The organism is Streptomyces sp. NPDC002537 (assembly GCF_053594975.1).
Genome location: NZ_JBSFWT010000058.1, coordinates 29286 through 47159, shown reverse-complemented (window position 1 = coordinate 47159; position 17874 = coordinate 29286). Strand labels below are relative to the sequence as shown.

General features: G+C 69.8%; 18 protein-coding genes. 12 read left to right on the top strand and 6 right to left on the bottom strand.

Annotated features, from left to right (window positions below; genetic code table 11):
- Positions 1–152: 152 nt before the first annotated feature.
- Positions 153–1493, bottom strand: coding sequence for a UDP-glucose dehydrogenase family protein (locus tag ACWD4A_RS24145; RefSeq protein ID WP_451197114.1), 1341 nt, complete (start codon positions 1491–1493; stop codon positions 153–155).
- 207 nt (positions 1494–1700) lie between these two features.
- On the opposite strand from ACWD4A_RS24145, the gene ACWD4A_RS24140 reads away from it, so the two are divergent.
- Positions 1701–2861 carry an acyl-CoA dehydrogenase family protein gene (locus ACWD4A_RS24140; RefSeq protein WP_451197113.1) on the top strand — a complete coding sequence of 387 codons (1161 nt, stop codon included), beginning with the start codon at positions 1701–1703 and terminating at the stop codon, positions 2859–2861.
- Between the two features lie 85 nt (positions 2862–2946).
- Here ACWD4A_RS24140 and ACWD4A_RS24135 read toward each other — a convergent pair whose 3' ends face one another.
- Entirely contained in the window at positions 2947–3222 is a 276-nt protein-coding gene (locus ACWD4A_RS24135; protein ID WP_451197112.1) for a hypothetical protein, read from the bottom strand.
- A 670-nt stretch (positions 3223–3892) separates the two neighbouring features.
- Here ACWD4A_RS24135 and ACWD4A_RS24130 point away from each other — a divergent pair.
- The 6 genes from ACWD4A_RS24130 (at position 3893) to ACWD4A_RS24105 (ending at position 8742) form a co-directional block, all read left to right on the top strand.
- On the top strand, positions 3893–4372 hold the full coding sequence (locus ACWD4A_RS24130) for an RICIN domain-containing protein (RefSeq protein WP_451197110.1): 480 nt from the start codon (positions 3893–3895) through the stop codon (positions 4370–4372).
- Between the two features lie 64 nt (positions 4373–4436).
- Positions 4437–4919, top strand: coding sequence for an RICIN domain-containing protein (locus ACWD4A_RS24125; RefSeq protein WP_451197109.1), 483 nt, complete (start codon positions 4437–4439; stop codon positions 4917–4919).
- Between the two features lie 194 nt (positions 4920–5113).
- A complete protein-coding gene (locus ACWD4A_RS24120; protein WP_451197108.1) occupies positions 5114–5347 on the top strand; it encodes a recombinase family protein in 234 nt (77 codons plus the stop codon).
- Between the two features lie 278 nt (positions 5348–5625).
- Positions 5626–6849 (top strand): helix-turn-helix domain-containing protein, encoded by a 1224-nt coding sequence (locus tag ACWD4A_RS24115; RefSeq protein ID WP_451197107.1) that lies wholly within the window; start codon positions 5626–5628, stop codon positions 6847–6849.
- Positions 6850–7119: 270 nt separating this feature from the next.
- A complete protein-coding gene (locus ACWD4A_RS24110; RefSeq protein WP_451197106.1) occupies positions 7120–7431 on the top strand; it encodes a DUF7848 domain-containing protein in 312 nt (103 codons plus the stop codon).
- Positions 7432–8217: 786 nt separating this feature from the next.
- Positions 8218–8742, top strand: coding sequence for a hypothetical protein (locus ACWD4A_RS24105; RefSeq protein ID WP_451197105.1), 525 nt, complete (start codon positions 8218–8220; stop codon positions 8740–8742).
- A 27-nt stretch (positions 8743–8769) separates the two neighbouring features.
- Here the strand turns inward: ACWD4A_RS24105 and ACWD4A_RS24100 are convergent, their stop codons facing one another.
- Positions 8770–9276, bottom strand: a complete 507-nt coding sequence (locus ACWD4A_RS24100; RefSeq protein WP_451197117.1) for a DUF6624 domain-containing protein — start codon at positions 9274–9276, stop codon at positions 8770–8772.
- A 160-nt stretch (positions 9277–9436) separates the two neighbouring features.
- On the opposite strand from ACWD4A_RS24100, the gene ACWD4A_RS24095 reads away from it, so the two are divergent.
- The 3 genes from ACWD4A_RS24095 to ACWD4A_RS24085 all read left to right on the top strand — a co-directional run bounded on the left by ACWD4A_RS24095 (position 9437) and on the right by ACWD4A_RS24085 (position 11204).
- Entirely contained in the window at positions 9437–9844 is a 408-nt protein-coding gene (locus ACWD4A_RS24095) for a helix-turn-helix domain-containing protein (protein ID WP_451197104.1), read from the top strand.
- 34 nt (positions 9845–9878) lie between these two features.
- The gene (locus ACWD4A_RS24090) at positions 9879–10289 is read left to right on the top strand and encodes a VOC family protein (RefSeq protein ID WP_451197103.1); all 411 of its coding nucleotides are present in this window, start codon (positions 9879–9881) and stop codon (positions 10287–10289) included.
- Between the two features lie 111 nt (positions 10290–10400).
- A complete protein-coding gene (locus ACWD4A_RS24085; protein WP_451197102.1) occupies positions 10401–11204 on the top strand; it encodes a VOC family protein in 804 nt (267 codons plus the stop codon).
- 24 nt (positions 11205–11228) lie between these two features.
- Here the strand turns inward: ACWD4A_RS24085 and ACWD4A_RS24080 are convergent, their stop codons facing one another.
- On the bottom strand, positions 11229–12533 hold the full coding sequence (locus ACWD4A_RS24080; protein ID WP_451197100.1) for an LCP family protein: 1305 nt from the start codon (positions 12531–12533) through the stop codon (positions 11229–11231).
- Between the two features lie 119 nt (positions 12534–12652).
- Here ACWD4A_RS24080 and ACWD4A_RS24075 point away from each other — a divergent pair, with 119 nt between their 5' ends.
- Positions 12653–13201: an acyl-CoA thioesterase gene (locus ACWD4A_RS24075; RefSeq protein ID WP_451197099.1), complete on the top strand. Its 549-nt coding sequence runs from the start codon at positions 12653–12655 to the stop codon at positions 13199–13201.
- A 114-nt stretch (positions 13202–13315) separates the two neighbouring features.
- Here the strand turns inward: ACWD4A_RS24075 and ACWD4A_RS24070 are convergent, their stop codons facing one another.
- Entirely contained in the window at positions 13316–14773 is a 1458-nt protein-coding gene (locus tag ACWD4A_RS24070) for an LCP family protein (RefSeq protein WP_451197098.1), read from the bottom strand.
- A 222-nt stretch (positions 14774–14995) separates the two neighbouring features.
- Between ACWD4A_RS24070 and ACWD4A_RS24065 the strand changes: the two genes are divergently transcribed.
- The gene (locus tag ACWD4A_RS24065; protein WP_451197097.1) at positions 14996–16012 is read left to right on the top strand and encodes a glycosyltransferase family 2 protein; all 1017 of its coding nucleotides are present in this window, start codon (positions 14996–14998) and stop codon (positions 16010–16012) included.
- Between the two features lie 102 nt (positions 16013–16114).
- Here ACWD4A_RS24065 and ACWD4A_RS24060 read toward each other — a convergent pair whose 3' ends face one another.
- Entirely contained in the window at positions 16115–17854 is a 1740-nt protein-coding gene (locus ACWD4A_RS24060) for an LCP family protein (protein WP_451197095.1), read from the bottom strand.
- Between the last annotated feature and the right edge of the window lie 20 nt (positions 17855–17874).

Genomic DNA, 17874 nt, shown 5'->3' with positions numbered 1-17874 from the left:
GCGCCCCTGCACACCCCGATGGTGTCCACCGTCCACGCCGCCGCCCTGTCGGGACCCGAACTGGGCCCCGACCGGCGTTTGAGGACGCGGCCGCAGGCCGCCCCCGCCACAGGCAGTAACGGCGGGACAGCCGGAAAGGTCCGGGGAGGGGGCTACGCCCGGGGCCGCCCCATGGCGCGATACGTCCACCCAGCCGCACGCCAAGCGCCAGCGTCCAGCGCATTGCGCCCGTCCAGAATGTGCCGCTCCGCCACCACCTCGCCCAGCGCCGCGGGCGACAGCTCGCGGAACTCCGCCCACTCGGTCAGGTGGAGGACGGCATGCGCCCCCCGGCACGCCTCCAGCGCGCTCGGCGCGTAGGCGAGCGTCGGGAAGAGCCGCCGCGCGTTCTCCGTCCCCTTGGGGTCGTAGACCGTGACCTGTCCGCCCTGGAGGTGGATCTGCCCGGCGACGTTGAGCGCCGGGGAGTCCCGTACGTCGTCCGAGTCCGGCTTGAAGGTGGCGCCGAGGACGGCCACCCGCTGTCCGAGGAAGCTGCCGCCCACCGTCTCCCGGGCGAGCTCGACCATGTGGCCGCGGCGGCGCATGTTGATGGAGTCGACCTCGCGGAGGAAGGTCAGCGCCTGGTCCACGCCCAGCTCGCCCGCGCGGGCCATGAAGGCGCGGATGTCCTTGGGGAGGCAGCCGCCGCCGAAGCCGATGCCCGCCCGCAGGAACTTCTTGCCGATCCGCTCGTCGTGGCCGATGGCCTCCGCCAGCTTCACCACGTCGCCGTCGGCGGCCTCGCAGACCTCCGCCATGGCGTTGATGAAGGAGATCTTGGTGGCGAGGAAGGAGTTCGCGGCGGTCTTCACCAGCTCGGCGGTGGGGTAGTCCGCGACGACGAACGGCGTGCCCTCGCCGACGGGGGTCGCGTACACCTCGCGCAGCAGCTTCTCACCGCGCTCACCGGCGACGCCGACGACGATCCGGTCGGGGTGCAGGGTGTCCTGGACGGCGAAGCCCTCGCGCAGGAACTCCGGGTTCCAGGCCAGCTCCACGTCCGAGCCCGCCGGGGCCAGCTCGGTGAGCAGCCGGGCGAGCCGGGCCGCGCTGCCGACGGGGACGGTGGACTTGCCGACGACCAGCGCGGGCCGGTGCAGCACGGGCGCGAGGGAGGAGACGGCGGCCTCGACGTAGGACATGTCGCAGGCGTACTCGCCGTGCTTCTGCGGGGTGTTCACGCAGACGAAGTGGACGTCGCCGAACTCGCCGACCTCCTCCCAGGAGGTGGTGAAGCGCAGCCGGCCGGTCGACCCCTCGATCCCGGCGACGTGCTTGCGGAGCAGTTCCTCCAGGCCCGGCTCGTACATCGGGACCCGGCCCTGCGACAGCATCGCGACCTTCTCGGGCACCACGTCCAGGCCCAGCACCTCGAAACCGAGCTCCGCCATGGCCGCGGCGTGGGTGGCGCCGAGGTAGCCGGTGCCGATCACGGTGATCTTGAGGGCCATATGGTGCTCCAGTTACGGATGGGGCGGCCGTGGGGGGCCGGATTGCGTGGCCCGAGCATAGTCGGGGCCCGGCCGGGAAGGATGATCGGTGGATCTTCCGTCGCCCCCGTCGCCCTCCGCTGTCGGCAAGCTCACGTAGTCCCCGCCGCGGGGGCGCCCCTAGACTTGGTGTTACTAAACGGTAGTTAACTCTCAGGGGAGTACGCCTTGGCGGGATCAAAGGACTTCGACCTGTACCGGCCGGCCGAGGAGCACGACGAGCTCCGCAAGGTCGTGCGCCAGCTCGCCGAGGCGAAGATCGCGCCGTTCGCCGCCGAGGTGGACGAGGAGGGGCGCTTCCCCCAGGAGGCGCTCGACGCCCTGGCGGCCGCCGATCTGCACGCCGTGCACGTCCCCGAGGAATTCGGCGGCGCCGGTGCGGACGCCCTGGCCACGGTGATCGTCATCGAGGAGGTCGCGCGCGTCTGTGCCTCGTCCTCCCTGATCCCGGCGGTCAACAAGCTGGGCTCCCTGCCGGTCATCCTGTCCGGCTCGGACGACCTGAAGAAGCGCTACCTGAGCCCGCTCGCCAAGGGCGACGCGATGTTCTCGTACTGCCTCTCCGAGCCCGACGCGGGCTCCGACGCCGCCGGCATGAAGACCAGGGCCGTCCGCGACGGCGACCACTACGTCCTCAACGGCGTGAAGCGCTGGATCACCAACGCGGGCGTCTCCGAGTACTACACGGTGATGGCCGTCACCGACCCCGAGAAGCGCTCCAAGGGCATCTCCGCCTTCGTGGTGGAGAAGTCCGACGAGGGCGTCTCCTTCGGCGCGCCGGAGAAGAAGCTCGGCATCAAGGGGTCCCCGACCCGCGAGGTCTACCTCGACAACGTCCGCATCCCCGCCGACCGCATGATCGGCGAGGAGGGCACCGGCTTCGCCACCGCGATGAAGACCCTCGACCACACCCGCATCACCATCGCGGCGCAGGCGCTGGGCATCGCGCAGGGCGCGCTGGACTACGCCAAGGGCTACGTCCAGGAGCGCAAGCAGTTCGGCAAGCCGATCGCCGACTTCCAGGGCATCCAGTTCATGCTCGCCGACATGGCGATGAAGCTGGAGGCCGCCCGCCAGCTGACGTACGCGGCCGCCGCGAAGTCCGAGCGCCTCGACTCCGACCTGACCTTCTACGGCGCCGCCGCCAAGTGCTACGCCTCCGACGCGGCCATGGAGATCACCACGGACGCCGTCCAGCTCCTCGGCGGCTACGGCTACACCCGCGACTACCCGGTCGAGCGCATGATGCGCGACGCCAAGATCACGCAGATTTATGAAGGCACGAACCAGGTTCAGCGCATCGTGATGGCCAGGAACCTGCCGAAGTAGCTGACGCTGGGCCAAAACTATTTGCTGACCTGCACAAACGACACAGCCCCCGGCTTGATGCCGGGGGCTGTTCGTCTGGGTGGTGTCAGGCCACCGCGGACCGTTCGGTGGGATCGTCCGCGCCGGGCGTGAGCATCGTTGCGATGGCCGCCCTGCCGCGCTGCCCGGCGCCCTCGAAGATGTAGTGGTAGTGCTGCCGGAGTACGTCCGGGCCCCACGTCCCGTGGTTCTTGATGTGCCGCCGCAGCTCGAACGCGACGTTCGGCGGAAGGGGCGCGATCCTCCCGGGCTCCTCTTCGTCGCGGGCCACGGCCACGGCCACGGCCATGGCCTCGCCGAGCCGCGGGCCGCAGCCGGCCATCAGCCAAACCATCGCGCGGTATCGAGCAGGGCACCCGTCCAGGATGGCCAGGACCTCTCGCGTCGTCAGCCGCTGGGCCTTGGATTGCCCGGACCCCGACAACCCGGTCGCCAGCGGCGCCTTTCCGGCAACATCCCCCTGGGACCTGCCCCACTGCCGCCGGTACCAACTTGCGCATGGAGCCTGGGCATTCCATTCCCCCGCTCCAACGGGGACTAAGTTATGAGTTCTGAGCTCTAAGAGCGGAGTAAGGAGCTCTTAGAGGTGAGCTATAAGAGCTAAGCGTGAAGCTGCGAGAAGCCCCTGAGCCAGAAGCCCAGGGGCTTCCTCATGCTCTCTGGCAAGCTGGCCCGTCTTGACTCTTCGGGAGTCAACCGGTCCAGGCCAATAGAAGTTGGAGCCCCGACGAGCGGGAGCGACGGAGAGGTCACGGAGCTACGGGAGGGGAGTTCCCTCCCGTAGCCGGCCCGAAAGCTGCATACCCGCACAGGGTCCGGAGAAGGCGCCCCCGGTGGGTCCTGGCGACGCCGGCGCGAGCATTACTCCCGGGGCGGGAGCGGACATAGACCCGATATCTCAAGCTGCCTCCCCCCGTGAAGGTCGTGCTATAAATGATCTTCGAGTTGGCGGCCGACCGCGCCCAACTCGCTATCCACAGAGGGGGAACAGCGTGAAGAAGAGAGCATTGGCGCATCTGGCGACAGCCGCAGCCATAGCCCCGCTGGCTGTGGTTGGGGTTTCGGGGGAGGCTTCTGCCCGTGATGGCGAGAAGGTCACGTGGAGAAACGTGGCCACCAACAGGTGCCTGACTCATGACGGGGAGCATGATGTTTCCACTATGCGTCAGAGCGATTGTTCCGCCGGCTTCCAATGGACCGATCATGCCATCCGTGAAGACTCTTCCGGGCAAGGGATCTACCGGATTTCGGCGAACGGTTTCAAGGGGGAACTCTGCCTCGACAGCAGCGACGCGGGCAGGGTCTACCTGAACCCGTGCAACTCTGGTAACTACCAGAAGTGGAAGCAAGTCAAGACCTCCACTGGATGGAAGCTCACCAACGTTGCGACAGGCCGCGTTCTCGACAGCAGCGACGGCGGCAAGGTGTACACAAAGCCCGACAACGGCGGTAAGTACCAGCGTTGGAGCTAGCAGCCATATCTTCGAGTTGGCGACTGACCACGTCCAACTTGGTATTCACATGAGGGGAAACAGCGTGAAGAAGAAGGCCCTTGCTCATCTGGCGGCAGCGGCAGTAATAGCGCCGCTGGCAGTAGTTGTGACTTCAGGCGAGGCCTCCGCCCGTGATGGCGAAAGGGTGACGTGGAGAAACGTAGCCACCAAGAGGTGTCTGAACACTGACGGGCACTCTGAGGTTCGCACACTGCCTTCGACCGATTGCAAGTCTGGTTTCGAATGGATCGAACATGCCATCAAGGAAACGTCTGATGGTCAAGGGATCTATCGGATTTCGGTGAAACCCTCATTCCCCGACAACCTCTGCCTCGACAGCAGCGACGCGGGCAGGGTCTACTTGAACAAGTGCAACGAGGGCAAGTACCAGATGTGGTGGCAGCAGAAGACGCCAAAGGGTTGGCGCATCGTCAACTACCAGACGGGCCTGAGTCTCGACAGCAGCGACGCGGGCAGGGTCTACACGAATAAGCCCAACTCCAGCGATTACCAGCTTTGGAAGTAGCCGGCCTTCCCGACGCCCCCGGTCCCCGGGGGCGTCTTGCTTCTAGTACGTTTCGTGGCGCGGCTGGAACGTCAGCCGAAGCGAAGCGTCCCCGCCGCCGGGTGTCATCTGGACAGAGACCTGTGACCGGCCCGCAGGGATCGGCCAGAGCGCCGGAGAAGGCGCCGGCAACGGAGTGTTCACGCCCTTTCGCCGTGCTCGCTGTCAGCGCTGAGGTGGAGCGGGAAGGCATACGGGAGAAGACGCTGGAGGGACTGGAGACTGCGGCCCGCAACGGCAACCACGGCGGACGACCGACCGTGATGGACGCCGACAAGCTTGCCGTGGCCCGTGCCCGGCACGCGAAGGGAGAGAGCGTCACGGTCATCGCCAAGGCCCTCGGAGTGTCCAGGGCGACTCTGTACCGGGCCTTGGGCGAAGCGTCGTAACCTGCTGCGCCCTGAGACCTGAGAGACCGTTTGTCCGCCCGGCAGGCGGTCTTTTGCCGTGTCGGCACAGGGGGGGCAGGGTGCTGCCAAAGTTCAGCCCTGAGCCCGTCTGGCGATCCCAGCTCAAGCGCGACGTACGCGCCCTGAGTGCAGGCTCCCCGGGCCAGGTTTCGATCACCTCGCGGGTGGGCGTCAACTGACCTCCGAACAAGACTCGTTCGCGCTGGCCACACGGCGTACGCTGGCCGGAAGGGCTTGACTTCGTAATAGGAGCGGCTATGACAGACCTGGCCGGGATGACGACTGGGGAGCGTGTCCGGTTCTACCGAGAACGGCGCGGGATGACGCGGCCTGTGCTTGCTGGACTAGTTGGCCGTGGCCCCGACTGGTTGAAGAAGGTCGAGTCTGGCGAGCGGCAGCTACGTGACCACACCCTCCTTGTCAGGCTCGCAACCGCGCTGAAGATCAGCGACCTGACCACCTTGACGGGTGATCCCGTGCCCTCCCCGGTAAGCCCGTCCGCGCGGCTCGTACTGCCCGGTATCGCTGACCTTCGTGACGCCTTGCGGGGCCCGCTGTTCGCCGTCCCGGATGAGCCACCGAGCGTGGACGTGCTCCGGGGGCGTGTGGCTGAGGCATGGCGGTTGTGGCACTCGTCCCGCTTCCAGCGGTCGGAGGTCTCCGGCCTTCTCCCCGGGCTCATCCGGGACGCTTCCGCGCTGCCCCGCCGTCTCGACGGGCCGGAGCGGCGGAAGGCGTACGCCGTCCTTGCCGACGTGTACCACCTCGCACAGCAGGCCGCCGCGTTCGCCGTCGAGCCTGAGCTGTATTGGTTGATTGCCGACCGTGGCAGGAACGCTGCGCAAGAAGCCGACAGTCCGTTGTGCCTCGCTGGGGCGTCCTGGACGTGGGCGAACGGGCTCCGCGAGTCCGGCTATGCCGAAGAGGCGATCCGCGTTGTCACTGAGGCCGCCGAGGCCATCAAGCCGCACCTGGAGACGGGCCCTGACGACCTTCGGGGCGTCTATGGGGCCCTTCACCTCCATGCAGCCATTACGCACGCTCGTGAGGGCGCTGAGGGCAACGCGTGGCGACACTGGGACGAGGCCGACCACACCGCGAACCGGCTGCCCGCTGGCTACGCGCATTCATGGACGGTGTTCGGCAGGGGCAACGCGGACATCCACGCCGTCAGCGTCGCCACCGACCTCCGGACGCCCGGGACAGCGATGAGCCGAGCCGAAACGGTGGACCTGGAAATGGTCCCGAGCGTTGAGCGCCGTTCGCGGGTGCTGATCGAGCTTGGGCGCGCGCAGAAGCAGAGGAAGGACCATGCCGGGGCGCTGCACTGGATGAGTCGCGCTGTGGAGGCGTCGCCGGAGACGGTGCGGTTCACGCCGGTTGCCCGGGGGTTGGTCTATGACCTGGCGAAGGAAGCCCGTGGGCCGCTGAAGTCGGACGCGATGGCACTTGCCGAGGAGGTACAGGTACTAGCGAGCTGAGGGGGACAGTTTGGGTCTCTCACGAGTTCCCGTTCCGCTTACCGTCCTTCGCTACCTACGCGAGGGGACAGCAACGATGGCGAGAACACGCGAGACCGGGCGCCCGTACAAGTATGTGACCTATGCCCCGGCGGGGCACACGTGCGGGAAGTGCCGGAAACCCATCCCCACTGATACCCCCTGCCGACGAGGGGACAACGAACAGGCTTCCCCATCCCCCGTGGCCGTCTACTGGCACCAGGAGTGCGCCACCAAGGCTGGAGGCGCCAAGTGACCCGCCAGTCCTTTAAGTTCGCTGACTGGTCTACCGCGCCGGACCCGGACGCCGCCGCTGAGTACGTGGTCATCTGCCGGGACGTGGTCAAGCACGACGACGACCCCGAGCACGACACCCCGTGCCGCTGGGAATTCCGCGCCCTGGACGACCGGGCGGCAGCCGACAAGCAGCAGAAGGCGCACACCGACAAGGAGGGGCATCGCCTCTTCTTGGAAATCTCGACGTGCCCCACGGTCGTCACGCCTCCGCCGGGATCGGTCCTGGCGGGACGGCTCGCCCGACGAGAACGGGCGGTTGCTCAGTGACCCCCGCGAGCCTTTGCAGGCGCCCCCTGAGCCTGTTACCGGCCCCGGAGCTGGTGAGCCTCATAGACGACCCTGACGGCCCGTACGCGGACTCTCCCGGGGGATGGTGGACCAAGTACGGCGGGGTAGCGGATGCGCATTCCGGGGTGATCTACATCCCCCAAGAGGCCGACCGCCCACCGTGCCGCTTCCCGTGCGACCTCTGCGCAGAGCAGCGGCAGCACTGAGACGAGCGGGGCACCGTACCCCGCTGCAAGATCCCGGACGCAGGGTTGGGCGGAATCCATTCCCGCGCGTCTCGGGTAGGCCGCTCGCAGCGTGAGATGTGGTGATCTCCCGGCGCTGTGAGCGGCAGTCCTCCGACCAGGCAACGGCAGAGAGGCCGCGACGGTGGCCGCCCCTCACGGACGCGTGAGGGCTCACGACCCGGTCCGCCCCTTCGCTGGGGTGCCGCTTCGGCGGTGAGGGAGAAGGGCCCCCGTTCGGGTTGATGCCCGGACGGGGGCTCGCAGCTTCCGGCGCAGAACAGGGGCTGCCGTAGCACTCGGAGCCCCGTGCCCATGCTGGGGAAATGCTGGGGAGGCCCCCTCGGAAGGGGGTGTCTGCACAGGTCAGAGCCATGTTTCCCGTGAAGCACCCAGATCCACGAGGGCACCGACCAGGTCCAGCGCATCGTCATGGCGCGCAACTTGCCGAAGTAGCCTGTGGTGCTGTCGGGGCGGGTGGGTCCGGTGACCCGCCCGCCCCGCGGCATGCCCGTATCACCAGGCGCAAGGAGCCCCGCCCGTGTCCGACCTGGACTTCTACGTCCGTGCCGCCACCCGCTGCGACATCCTCGGGGCGGGCGTCCACGCGGAACCCGGCGCGTGGGAAGCCGTCCTGGGGGAGGGGTTCGTCGACCCCGGCGGCGGAAGCGCGTACCAGGTGCAATACGGGCTGGTGGACGTCTCCTTCGCCCCCGGGGCCGACGGGCCGGACTCCTGTTTCGGGTTCGGGGTCAAGCCGCACCGGCTGATCCACGGCGACGCGGACACCGTGCCGCGGGCGCTCGTGCGGGAGTACGGCGCGTTCGCGCGCCGGGTGCGGTTCGAGGAACTGCGGGCGGGCATCGAGGCACAGGGGATGACGGTCGAGGCCGAGGACGAGCAGCACGACATGTGCCGCTACCGCGTCGTGGAGACCGGCGCCCGGATCCACGCCGTCGTCGACCCCTGCCCGTACGGCCACGGGGACCACGACCCCGACGACCCGGAGGAACAGCAGGCCGGCGACGTCTGGTCGATCGACGTGTTACCCGCCTGGTGGGGCTGACCGGACGTCCAGCCGTCCCCCGGACCGTCAGCTGACCGGGAACCTGGCCACGTACTCGGCGAACGGCTCGATTCCGGCCTCCGCGCGCAGTTCGTCGACGCGCTCCGGTTCCTCGCAGGGCCAGGGGACGGGGGCACCGTCCCGGACCCCGGCGATCTGAGTGCCGCAGATCTGCTTGCGGCCGTCGTTCACCAGCACCCGGTCGCGCAGGAAGGCCAGTTGGCGCGGGTCGGCCGTGCCCCCTGCCACCGCCTGTGCCATCAGGTGGAGCGCGCGGCGCTGGACGTCGAGCTGACGGTCGGCGTGCTGGGCGATCAGCCAGGCGGCCTGTGCCGCGTCCGCACCGACCAGGTCGGCCGTCGGCCAGTCGTGCTCGTCCATGATCTGGGCGAGCCGGTCGCCGTGACGCGCGGTGAGACGCCGCCAGGCCAACTGGTCGGAGGGGTCGTCGCCGTTGGCGCGGTGGGACATCCGGTGGTCGGCCTCGGCCATGCCCGTGAGTTCCGCCGCCAGTGCGGCGATGCCGGGTGGTATCACGTCGTCTCCAAAGGTCCGGGTGGGTGCGGCTGTTCTGGCGTCGACAACGCTAGAGGTGCATATCGGCCCGAAGATCGTTCGGAGGAATGGTGACAGGCATGGTCATGCGCGCAGATAATGGATCCACGGCGACGGTGAGCCGTGATGTGATGGCGTCGTGAGCCGCGCCGCAGAAGACACCAACCGCCGTATGCTCCGGGCGCGGGACGCGATGGACCGCGCGTACGCCCAGCCGCTGGACGTCCCGGCGCTGGCCCGGATCGCCCTGGTGTCGGAGGCGCACTTCGCGCGCACCTTCCGGGCCACGTTCGGTGAGACGCCGCACCGGTATCTGCAACGCCGCCGTGTCGAGCGGGCGATGTTCCTGCTGAGGTCGACCGACCGCAGTGTGACGGACATCTGCTTCGAGGTCGGCTTCGGCAGCCCGGGGACCTTCAGCCGCACGTTCCGCGACATCGTCGGCCGGTCGCCGAGGACGTACCGCAAGGAGGCCGTGCCCACGGGCGTACCGACGTGCTTCACGATGGCGTGGACGCGGCCGGCCACATCGAGCAGTTCCGGATAAGTTTTCGGCCGGGTCGCTCAGTAGCGTGGTCCCCATGTTCAACGCCATCACGCAATCGCAGATATACGTCCTCGACCAGGACGAGGCCCTCGACTTCTACGTCGGCAAGCTCGGCCTGGAGGTCACCGCCGACGTCGACATGGGCTTCATGCGCTGGCTGACCGTCAGCGTCCCCGGCCACCCGGAGCGCCAGATCCTGCTGGAGAAGCCGGGCGCTCCGGCGATGTCCGAGGAGACGGCCCAGCAGGTCCGCGAGCTGGTGACCAAGGGCGCGATGGGCGGCTGGCTCATCTTCACCACGGACGACTGCCGCGGGACCTACGCGACGCTGCTGGCCCGGGGCGTCGAGTTCACCGAGGAGCCCACGGACCGCCCGTACGGCACGGACCGCGGTCTCCGCGACCCCTTCGGCAACCGCATCCGCTTCACCCGGCCGAGGGCCTGAGCCCTCCCGGGCCCCGGACGGGCCAGCGCCGGTGGCGCGGTGCGGTGGTGGCGGAGATCGTGGTGGGCACGGGGGGTCCACCGATCGCGCCGTCCTCTGGAGGCACACGGAATGCCCGACGTCACCGGCCCCTACGCGCCCGGCACCCCCTGCTGGGTCGACCTGATGGTGCCCGACCAGCAAGCCGCCCTCGACTTCTACCGCGACCTCTTCGGCTGGCAGGGCGAGACCGGACCGCCGGAGACCGGCGGTTACGCGGTCTGCTCGCTCAACGGCAAACCGGTGGCCGGGATCATGACCGCGATGAACCCGGACGGCAGCAAGCCCGACCCGACACCGCCGACCGTGTGGACCACCTACATCGCGACGGCCGATGTGGACGCCGCCGAGAAGGCGATCACGGGCAACGGCGGTCAGGTGATGATGCCGGGCATGGACGTCCTCGAACTCGGCCGGATGGCCGTCGCGAGCGACCCCACGGGCGCCGTCTTCGGCCTCTGGCAGGCGAAGGACTTCCCCGGCGCGGGCGTCGTCAACGAGCCCGGCGCGATCATCTGGAACGAGCTCAACACTCGTGACACGGCCGCCGCCTCGGCCTTCTACACCAAGGCGCTGGGCATCACCGCCGCCCCCATGGAGGGCGCGGACGGCTACTTCGCGCTCAATGTGGACGGCCGGACCGTCGGCGGCATGCAGTCCCTCGCGAACATCGACGGCCCGCCGGACGCGCCCTCGCACTGGCTGACGTACTTCTCCGTCGACGACACCGACAGCACGGTCGCCGCGCTGGTCCGCGCGGGCGGCAACGTCCTCAAGCCGGCGTTCGACATGATGGCGGGCCGGATGGCCGTCGTGCAGGACCCGCAGGGCGGCGTCTTCGCCGTCATCGACGCGACCGGCCCCGAGCCCACCTGAGCCCGGAGCCGGCCGCGCCGGGTGTCACGACGCGGGGTCGGTGACCTTCTCGTCGTTCTTGAGCTGGTCGAAGAGCTGCTTGGCCTTCGCCGTGTCCCACTTGACCGCCACGCCGTCGCTCCGCGTCGGCAGGTTCGCGGTGGCGATCGGCACGGTCAGCTGCTTGCCGTCCCCGCCCGTGACGCCCTTCATCGACCAGAACATCGACATCAGGTCCGTCAGCCCCATGTCCTTGTCGACGATGAGCGTGTCCAGGCCGGAGCCGATGACGGGGTAGAGCCGGAACGGGTTGAGCACCGTCGACGGCGAAGCGGCCTGCTTGGCCAGGGTGTTGAGGAACTTCTGCTGGTTGCGCATCCGGCCCAGGTCCTGGTCGGCCTCCTGGTGGCGCTGGCGGACGAAGGCCAGCGACTGCTTGCCGTCGAGCGTCTGGCAGCCCGCCTTGAAGTCGGCGCCCGAGTCCCGGTCCTTGATCGGCTTGTCGATGCACATGTCCACGCCGCCCAGCGAGTCGACCAGATTGCGGAAGCCGCCGAAGCCGATCTCCGCGTAGTGGTCGATGTGCAGCCCGGTGTTGAACTCGACCGCCCGGATGAGCAGTTCGGCGCCGCCGTCCGCGTACGCCTGGTTGAGCTTGTGTGTGGACGCCGGGAACTGCTTGCCGGTCTTCGGCCCGGTGAACGCGGGGATCATCACATACGAGTCGCGGGGCAGGCTCAGCATCGTCGTGCCGTTGTCGCCCGTGTGCAGGATCATCATCGAGTCGGTGCGCTTGCCGTCCGCCGACCCCGTGTGCAGGTCCTTCTTGTCCTGCTCCGACAGGCCCTCCCGGCTGTCGGACCCCACGATCAGGTAGTTCGTGCCCTTGCCGCTCGCGGGCCGGTCCGCCAACTTGCCCAGGTCGACCTCGCGGCGCATCTTCGAGTCCGCCCAGAAGTACGTACCGACGGAGACCGCCAGCAGCAGCACCACGAACGCGACCAGGCCGACGACGATCCTCTTGCGCCAGTTCGGCGGGCTGGTGCGGGCCGCGCGGCGGCCGGGACCCCGGCCGCCACCGCCACCGCCACCGCCACCGGTGCCGCGCCCCGGCCCGGCCGGACCGCCGTGCCCGTACACCTGGCCGGTGCTGTAACCGTCGTCACGCCGGGCGCCGGGAGGGGCCGGGGGAGTCGCCGCCCCGCCGGTGTTCTGGCCGGGCAGCGGCGGGTACGGACGCGGCGGCGCCTCGCGCCTGACGTGCGGCATGGCGCGAGCACCCTCCGGATCGGCGCCGGTGCTGCCGCGCCCATACCGGTGGTTCTGCCGCTCTTCGGGCCAATCGCTCATGCCATCGAGTGTGCCCGCCCGTACGGCCGACAGCCCGCCCGGTGCGTGATCGGGGCGGGGCTGTTGCAGAGCTGATGCACAGCCGGTCCTCCGGCACGGCCCGGCATACAGTGGTGGACATGACCATTCAGGACCCCGGCCAGGAGTCGGACATACCGGAGAAGCCGACGTCCGCCTCGCGCACGACCCTCTCCCACATCATGACCGCGGGCGATACCAATCTGCTCGGCACGGTCCACGGTGGCGTGATCATGAAACTGGTGGACGACGTCGCCGGTGCGGTCGCCGGACGGCACTCCGGCGGTCCCGCGGTCACGGCCTCCATGGACGAGATGGCCTTCCTCGAACCGGTCAAGGTCGGGGACCTCGTCCATGTGCAGGCCCAGGTCAACTGGACGGGCCGCAGCTCGATGGAGGTCGGGGTGCGGGTGATGGCGGAGCGGTGGAACGAGTCCACGCCCGCGGTCCAGGTCGGCAGCGCGTACCTGGTCTTCGCCGCGGTCGACGGGGACGGCAAGCCGCGGCGCGTCCCGCGCGTGGTCCCCGAGACGGAGAAGGACCGGCGGCGCCACCAGGAGGCGCAGATCCGCCGCACGCACCGGTTGGCCCGCCGCCGGGCGATCATGGAGCTGCGGGAGAACCGCGCGGCGGAGGGTCTGTCGGACTGACCACGGGCCCGACGCCAGGGCTTCGCCCCGGACCCCGGACCGCATCGGCGTACGGCGGGCACGCGCCCGGCCCGCAGGTTGTGACGGACCCGGCGGCCGACGTCCGGGAACAGGCTAGGGACACACCACCTGGTCGCCCGTGACCGCCTCCGTCGGGTCCTGGTGCTGGTCCCGCACCCGTACCTGGCGGACGCCCGTGAAGTCCGTGCCCAGGGTGACCCTCATCAGGGGGCCCTGGCCCGGCACCGCGCGGAGCTCCGCGCCCGGGAGGGCCGCGGCCAGGGTGCGTGCCGAGCGGTCCCAGCGCGGGTCGAAGGCGATCACCGTGCGCGGCAGTACGGCCCGCGCGGGAGCGTCGGCGGGCAGGCCGGTCGTGCCGAAGCCCGTGGCGCGCAGCGCCGCGTCCGTGGCGCGGGCGAGACCGACGCGGCCGCTGCCGTTGAAGACCTGCACCCGCACCAGCGCGGGCTCCACCTCGACCGGGACCGCCGCCCTGCCGTCCTGGTCCTTCGCGTCCCGGGTCCGGGGTGTGGTGAGCGGGCGGTCCTCGCGCAGCGCCTCGAAGATCTTCGAGGCGCCCGCCTCGTCCCACTTCACGGTCGAGCCGACGCGCGGCACCGGATAGTCGACGACGGCGACGGGCACCGAGACGAACTCGGTGGCGGCGGGCGTCAGGTTCTTCATGGTCTGCCCGAGGGCGACCAGCTCACCGCTGCCGAAGCCCTTGTCGGCGCGGACCGAGCCCAGCAGGGTGGCGGCGACCCGCTGGAACCGCACCGGGTTCAGCAGCACCCCGTCCTCGCCCGCCCGGTGCAGCAGGGACGCGAGGAAGCGCTGCTGCCGTCGCATCCGTCCGAGGTCGGAGACCCGCTCCAGATGGCGGGAGCGCACGTACTCCAGGGCCTGGCCGCCGTTGAGGGTGCTGGTGCCCACCGGCAGGTCCAGCCCGCTGTAGGAGTCGCGCAGCGGCCGGGCCGTGCAGACCTGTACGCCGCCCAGCGCGTCCACGGTCCGCATGAAGCTGGCGAAGTCGACCTCCAGATAGTGGTCGATGTGGACGCCGGTCAGATGCTCCACGGTCCGGACGGACAGGCTGGGGCCGCCCTCCGCGTAGGCCGCGTTCAGCTTCTGCACGTGCGCGGGGTGCGGCCGCCCGGCGTCGTCCAGCCGGCCGGGGATCTCGGTGTAGGTGTCGCGCGGCAGGCTGACCACACTGGCCCGGTCGCGGTCCGCGGACAGGTGCACCAGCATCACCGTGTCGGTGCAGTGACAGGGCGAGCCGCCCAGGTGGTAGCGCCTGCGCTCGTCCGGCGTGATCGTGTCGCGGTCGTCCGTGCCGACCAGGAGGAGGTTGGTGCCCCGGCTGGTCACCGGCGGCCGGTCCGACAGGCCGCGGAAGGCGTCGACCCGGCCGATGCGGCTGTCGATCCCCTTCATGACCGCGTGCCCGACGCCCGCGGTGCCCAGCACCGCCAGCGCGGCGGCCATCGCGACGCGCCGCCCCCAGTGGGGCGGGCGGGGGGCACCGTGGCGCGGGCCGCGCTGGTGAGGGGGGCGGGCCGGTGCGGTCATGTCCGAGACCTCCGCGATGGACGGGTCCAGGGGCGGTCCTGGGGCGGGCCAGGGATCGGCAACAGTAGGTCAATACGATGAAAGGACCGCATCTCCACGCCGTTCGGGTCACCCGGCCACCCGGCCGGAGAACGCCGGTGTCCGCCATTGGCGGTAACGTGACCGACGATTCCGCCGACCCCGGCCCCGCCGGGTGGGTGACCCCCGTACCCCCGAGGAACCATGCCCGAACAGCAGCCGCCCGCCGTTTCCGTGATCATGCCGGTGCTCAATGAGGAGCGGCACCTGCGCACGTCCGTGCGGCACATCCTGGAGCAGGAGTACGCCGGAGAGCTGGAGGTCGTGATCGCCCTCGGCCCCTCCACGGACCGCACGGACGAGATCGCCGCCGAGCTCGTACGGGAGGACCCCCGGGTCCACACCGTGCCGAACCCCACCGGCCGCACCCCCGCCGCCCTCAACGCCGCGATCAAGGCGTCGCGCCATCCGGTCGTGGTGCGCGTCGACGGGCACGGCATGCTCTCGCCGGACTACATCGCGACGGCCGTGCGTCTGCTGGCGGAGACCGGCGCGCAGAACGTCGGCGGCATCATGCACGCCGAGGGCGAGAACGCCTGGGAGGAGGCCGTCGCCGCCGCCATGACCTCCAGGATCGGCGTGGGCAACGCCGCCTTCCACACCGGCGGCGCGGCCGCGCCCGCCGAAACCGTGTATCTGGGCGTCTTCCGGCGCGAGGCGCTGGAGCGGCAGGGCGGCTACAACGAGGAGTTCATCCGCGCCCAGGACTGGGAGCTGAACTTCCGCATCCGCGAGGCCGGCGGGCTGATCTGGTTCTCGCCCGAGCTCAAGGTCTCCTACCGGCCGCGGCCCTCCGTGAAGGCGCTCGCCAAGCAGTACAAGGACTACGGGCGCTGGCGGCACGTCGTGGCGCGCTACCACCAGGGGTCGATCAACCTCCGCTACCTGGCGGCGCCGACGGCCGTCGTGGCCATCGCGGCGGGCGTCGTCGTGGGGGCGGCGGTCAGCCCGTGGGGCTTCGTGGTGCCGGGCGGGTACCTGGCGGCGATCGTGGCGGGCTCGGTGCCCGCGGGCAAGGGCCTGCCGCTGAAGGCACGGGCGCAGATTCCCGTCGCGCTCGCGACGATGCACATGTCGTGGGGCTACGGCTTCCTGACCAGCCCCCGCTCGCTGGCGAAGCGCGTGATCGCCAGCCGGCGGCCGGCGGTCAGGAACGACTGACCGTCCGTTCCGTCCGTTCCGCCCCTTCCCGCGTGGAGAAGGGGCGGGGAGCCCCCTGGCCCGGCCCCGGTTCGGAAACGATCCGGTCGGAAACGATCCGGCTCAGAAACGATTCAGCGAGTTGACCTTCATGCAGGCCGACGTGTCGTTGCCGTTCAGGGGGTCCGCGCTCTCGGGGGCCTTGTTGTCGGCCTCCTTCGGCTTGGAGTCCTTGGGGTCCTTGGAGTCCTTCTGCTCCTGGCCGCCGCCGTCGTCCGGCTTCCGGTCCTGCTTCTCCTCCTCCTGGGCCTTCGGGTAGGCGGTGCCCGAGCGCCAGTCGCCGCCGATGACCAGCGTCAGCTCCTCCACGGCGGTGGACATCCGTACCGCCGTCTCCGGCAGCCCGAGCGCCTTGGCCAGGGCCTCGGCGCCGGCGCGCTGGGAGGCCTTGGAGTAGCTCAGCGTCGTGTCGAGCTGCGAGCGCGGCGTGGAGTCGGCGGTCGCCTTGGTGTAGCCCTGCTTGACGAGGAACGCGGCGATGTCGCTGCCCCGGCCGGTGGCCACGGGCTGGGTGGCGGTGCCCGTGCCGTTGAACACGGTCACCGGGATGTCGCCCTTGGGCGCGGCCGGCGTCGACGGCGCGTTCCTGGGGTCCTTCTTCTTGTCCTTGCCGTCGAGCGCGATGTCGTTGCGGACGAGCGAGAACAGCTTGTCCGCGTCACCGGGCTTGGGGACGACGTGGGCGTCCGGGTCCTGCGGGTCGGTCGTCCACGGCATGGTGGTCATGGTGATCCGGCCGGACGGCACCTGCTTGAGGTCGTCGGCCAGGTCGTAGAGCTTCTTGACCGAGCCCAGGTCCTTGTCGACGGTGAGCGCCTTGGTGGCGGACTCGGCGAGGCCGGTGAGCTGGCCCGGGTCGGTGAGCTTGGTACCGGACTTCAGCTGACGGACCATCGCGTTCATGTACATGTGCTGGGCGTGGGTCCGGCCGATGTCGCTGCCGTCCTCGAAGCCGTGGCGGGTGCGCAGCCACTGGAGGGCCTGCTCGCCCTTGACCTTGTGCGTGCCCTTCGTCAGCCGCAGCCCGGACTTGTCGTCGTAGACGTTGTTGTCGACGCACACGGGGACGCCGCCGACGGCGTCCGCCATGCTCACCACACCCGAGAAGTCGATCATCATGAAGTGGTCGACGGGGATGCCCGTGAGCTCTTCCCAGGCGGCGACCGTGCAGCCCGGACCGCCGTTCATCAGGCTGGTGTTGATGATCTGGCTGCTGGTCTCGGGGTAGACCTTCCCGTCCTCCGGGTCGGTGCACTTGGGGATCGTCACCCGGGTGTCGCGCGGGACGCTGATGACCGACATGTTCGTGCGGTCCGCGGAGACGTGCACCAGCATCTGGACGTCGGCGAGAGGCTTGCGGCCCGCGTCGTCGCGGGCACCGCCGAGGGCGACGTTCTCCGGGGTGTTCCGGCTGTCCGAGCCCAGGACGAGGATGTTCAGCGGGCGTTGGCCCGCGGCGTTGGCGGCGCTCCGGTCGAGCCGCTTGTCGCCGAGGTTGAGCGCGTCCTTCTTGAGGTTGCCGTTGAGGTGCTCGTAGTAGAAGTAGCCCGCGGTGGCCGTGCCGAGGACCAGGACCGCGACGCAGAGCGCGGTCCAGCGGGCTATTCGGGCGGCGCGGGTACGGCCGCCCGGCTTGGGGGTGCCGTTCTCTCCGGACGGCTTCCCGGACGGCTTTCCGGACGCCCCGCCGGATCCTTTGCCGGATCCCTTGCCGGGCCCGTCCCCTTTCTTCCCCCCGCCGCCGTCACGCGCTCCCGGGACGCGGCCGCGCGAGCGCGGCCCCCGCACACTGCTCTCCCGCATCGGGCCTCCCCTGAATGGTG

Excerpts from the sequence above, each read along its gene's own strand:
- ACWD4A_RS24075 (WP_451197099.1), top strand. The coding sequence starts at position 12,653 with ATGACCATTCAGGACCCCGGCCAGGAGTCGGACATACCGGAGAAGCCG.
- ACWD4A_RS24145 (WP_451197114.1), bottom strand. The coding sequence starts at position 1,493 with ATGGCCCTCAAGATCACCGTGATCGGCACCGGCTACCTCGGCGCCACC.
- ACWD4A_RS24090 (WP_451197103.1), top strand. The coding sequence starts at position 9,879 with ATGTTCAACGCCATCACGCAATCGCAGATATACGTCCTCGACCAGGAC.
- ACWD4A_RS24060 (WP_451197095.1), bottom strand. The coding sequence starts at position 17,854 with ATGCGGGAGAGCAGTGTGCGGGGGCCGCGCTCGCGCGGCCGCGTCCCG.
- ACWD4A_RS24135 (WP_451197112.1), bottom strand. The coding sequence starts at position 3,222 with ATGGCCGGCTGCGGCCCGCGGCTCGGCGAGGCCATGGCCGTGGCCGTG.
- ACWD4A_RS24115 (WP_451197107.1), top strand. The coding sequence starts at position 5,626 with ATGACAGACCTGGCCGGGATGACGACTGGGGAGCGTGTCCGGTTCTAC.
- ACWD4A_RS24070 (WP_451197098.1), bottom strand. The coding sequence starts at position 14,773 with ATGACCGCACCGGCCCGCCCCCCTCACCAGCGCGGCCCGCGCCACGGT.
- ACWD4A_RS24065 (WP_451197097.1), top strand. The coding sequence starts at position 14,996 with ATGCCCGAACAGCAGCCGCCCGCCGTTTCCGTGATCATGCCGGTGCTC.
- ACWD4A_RS24085 (WP_451197102.1), top strand. The coding sequence starts at position 10,401 with ATGCCCGACGTCACCGGCCCCTACGCGCCCGGCACCCCCTGCTGGGTC.
- ACWD4A_RS24080 (WP_451197100.1), bottom strand. The coding sequence starts at position 12,533 with ATGAGCGATTGGCCCGAAGAGCGGCAGAACCACCGGTATGGGCGCGGC.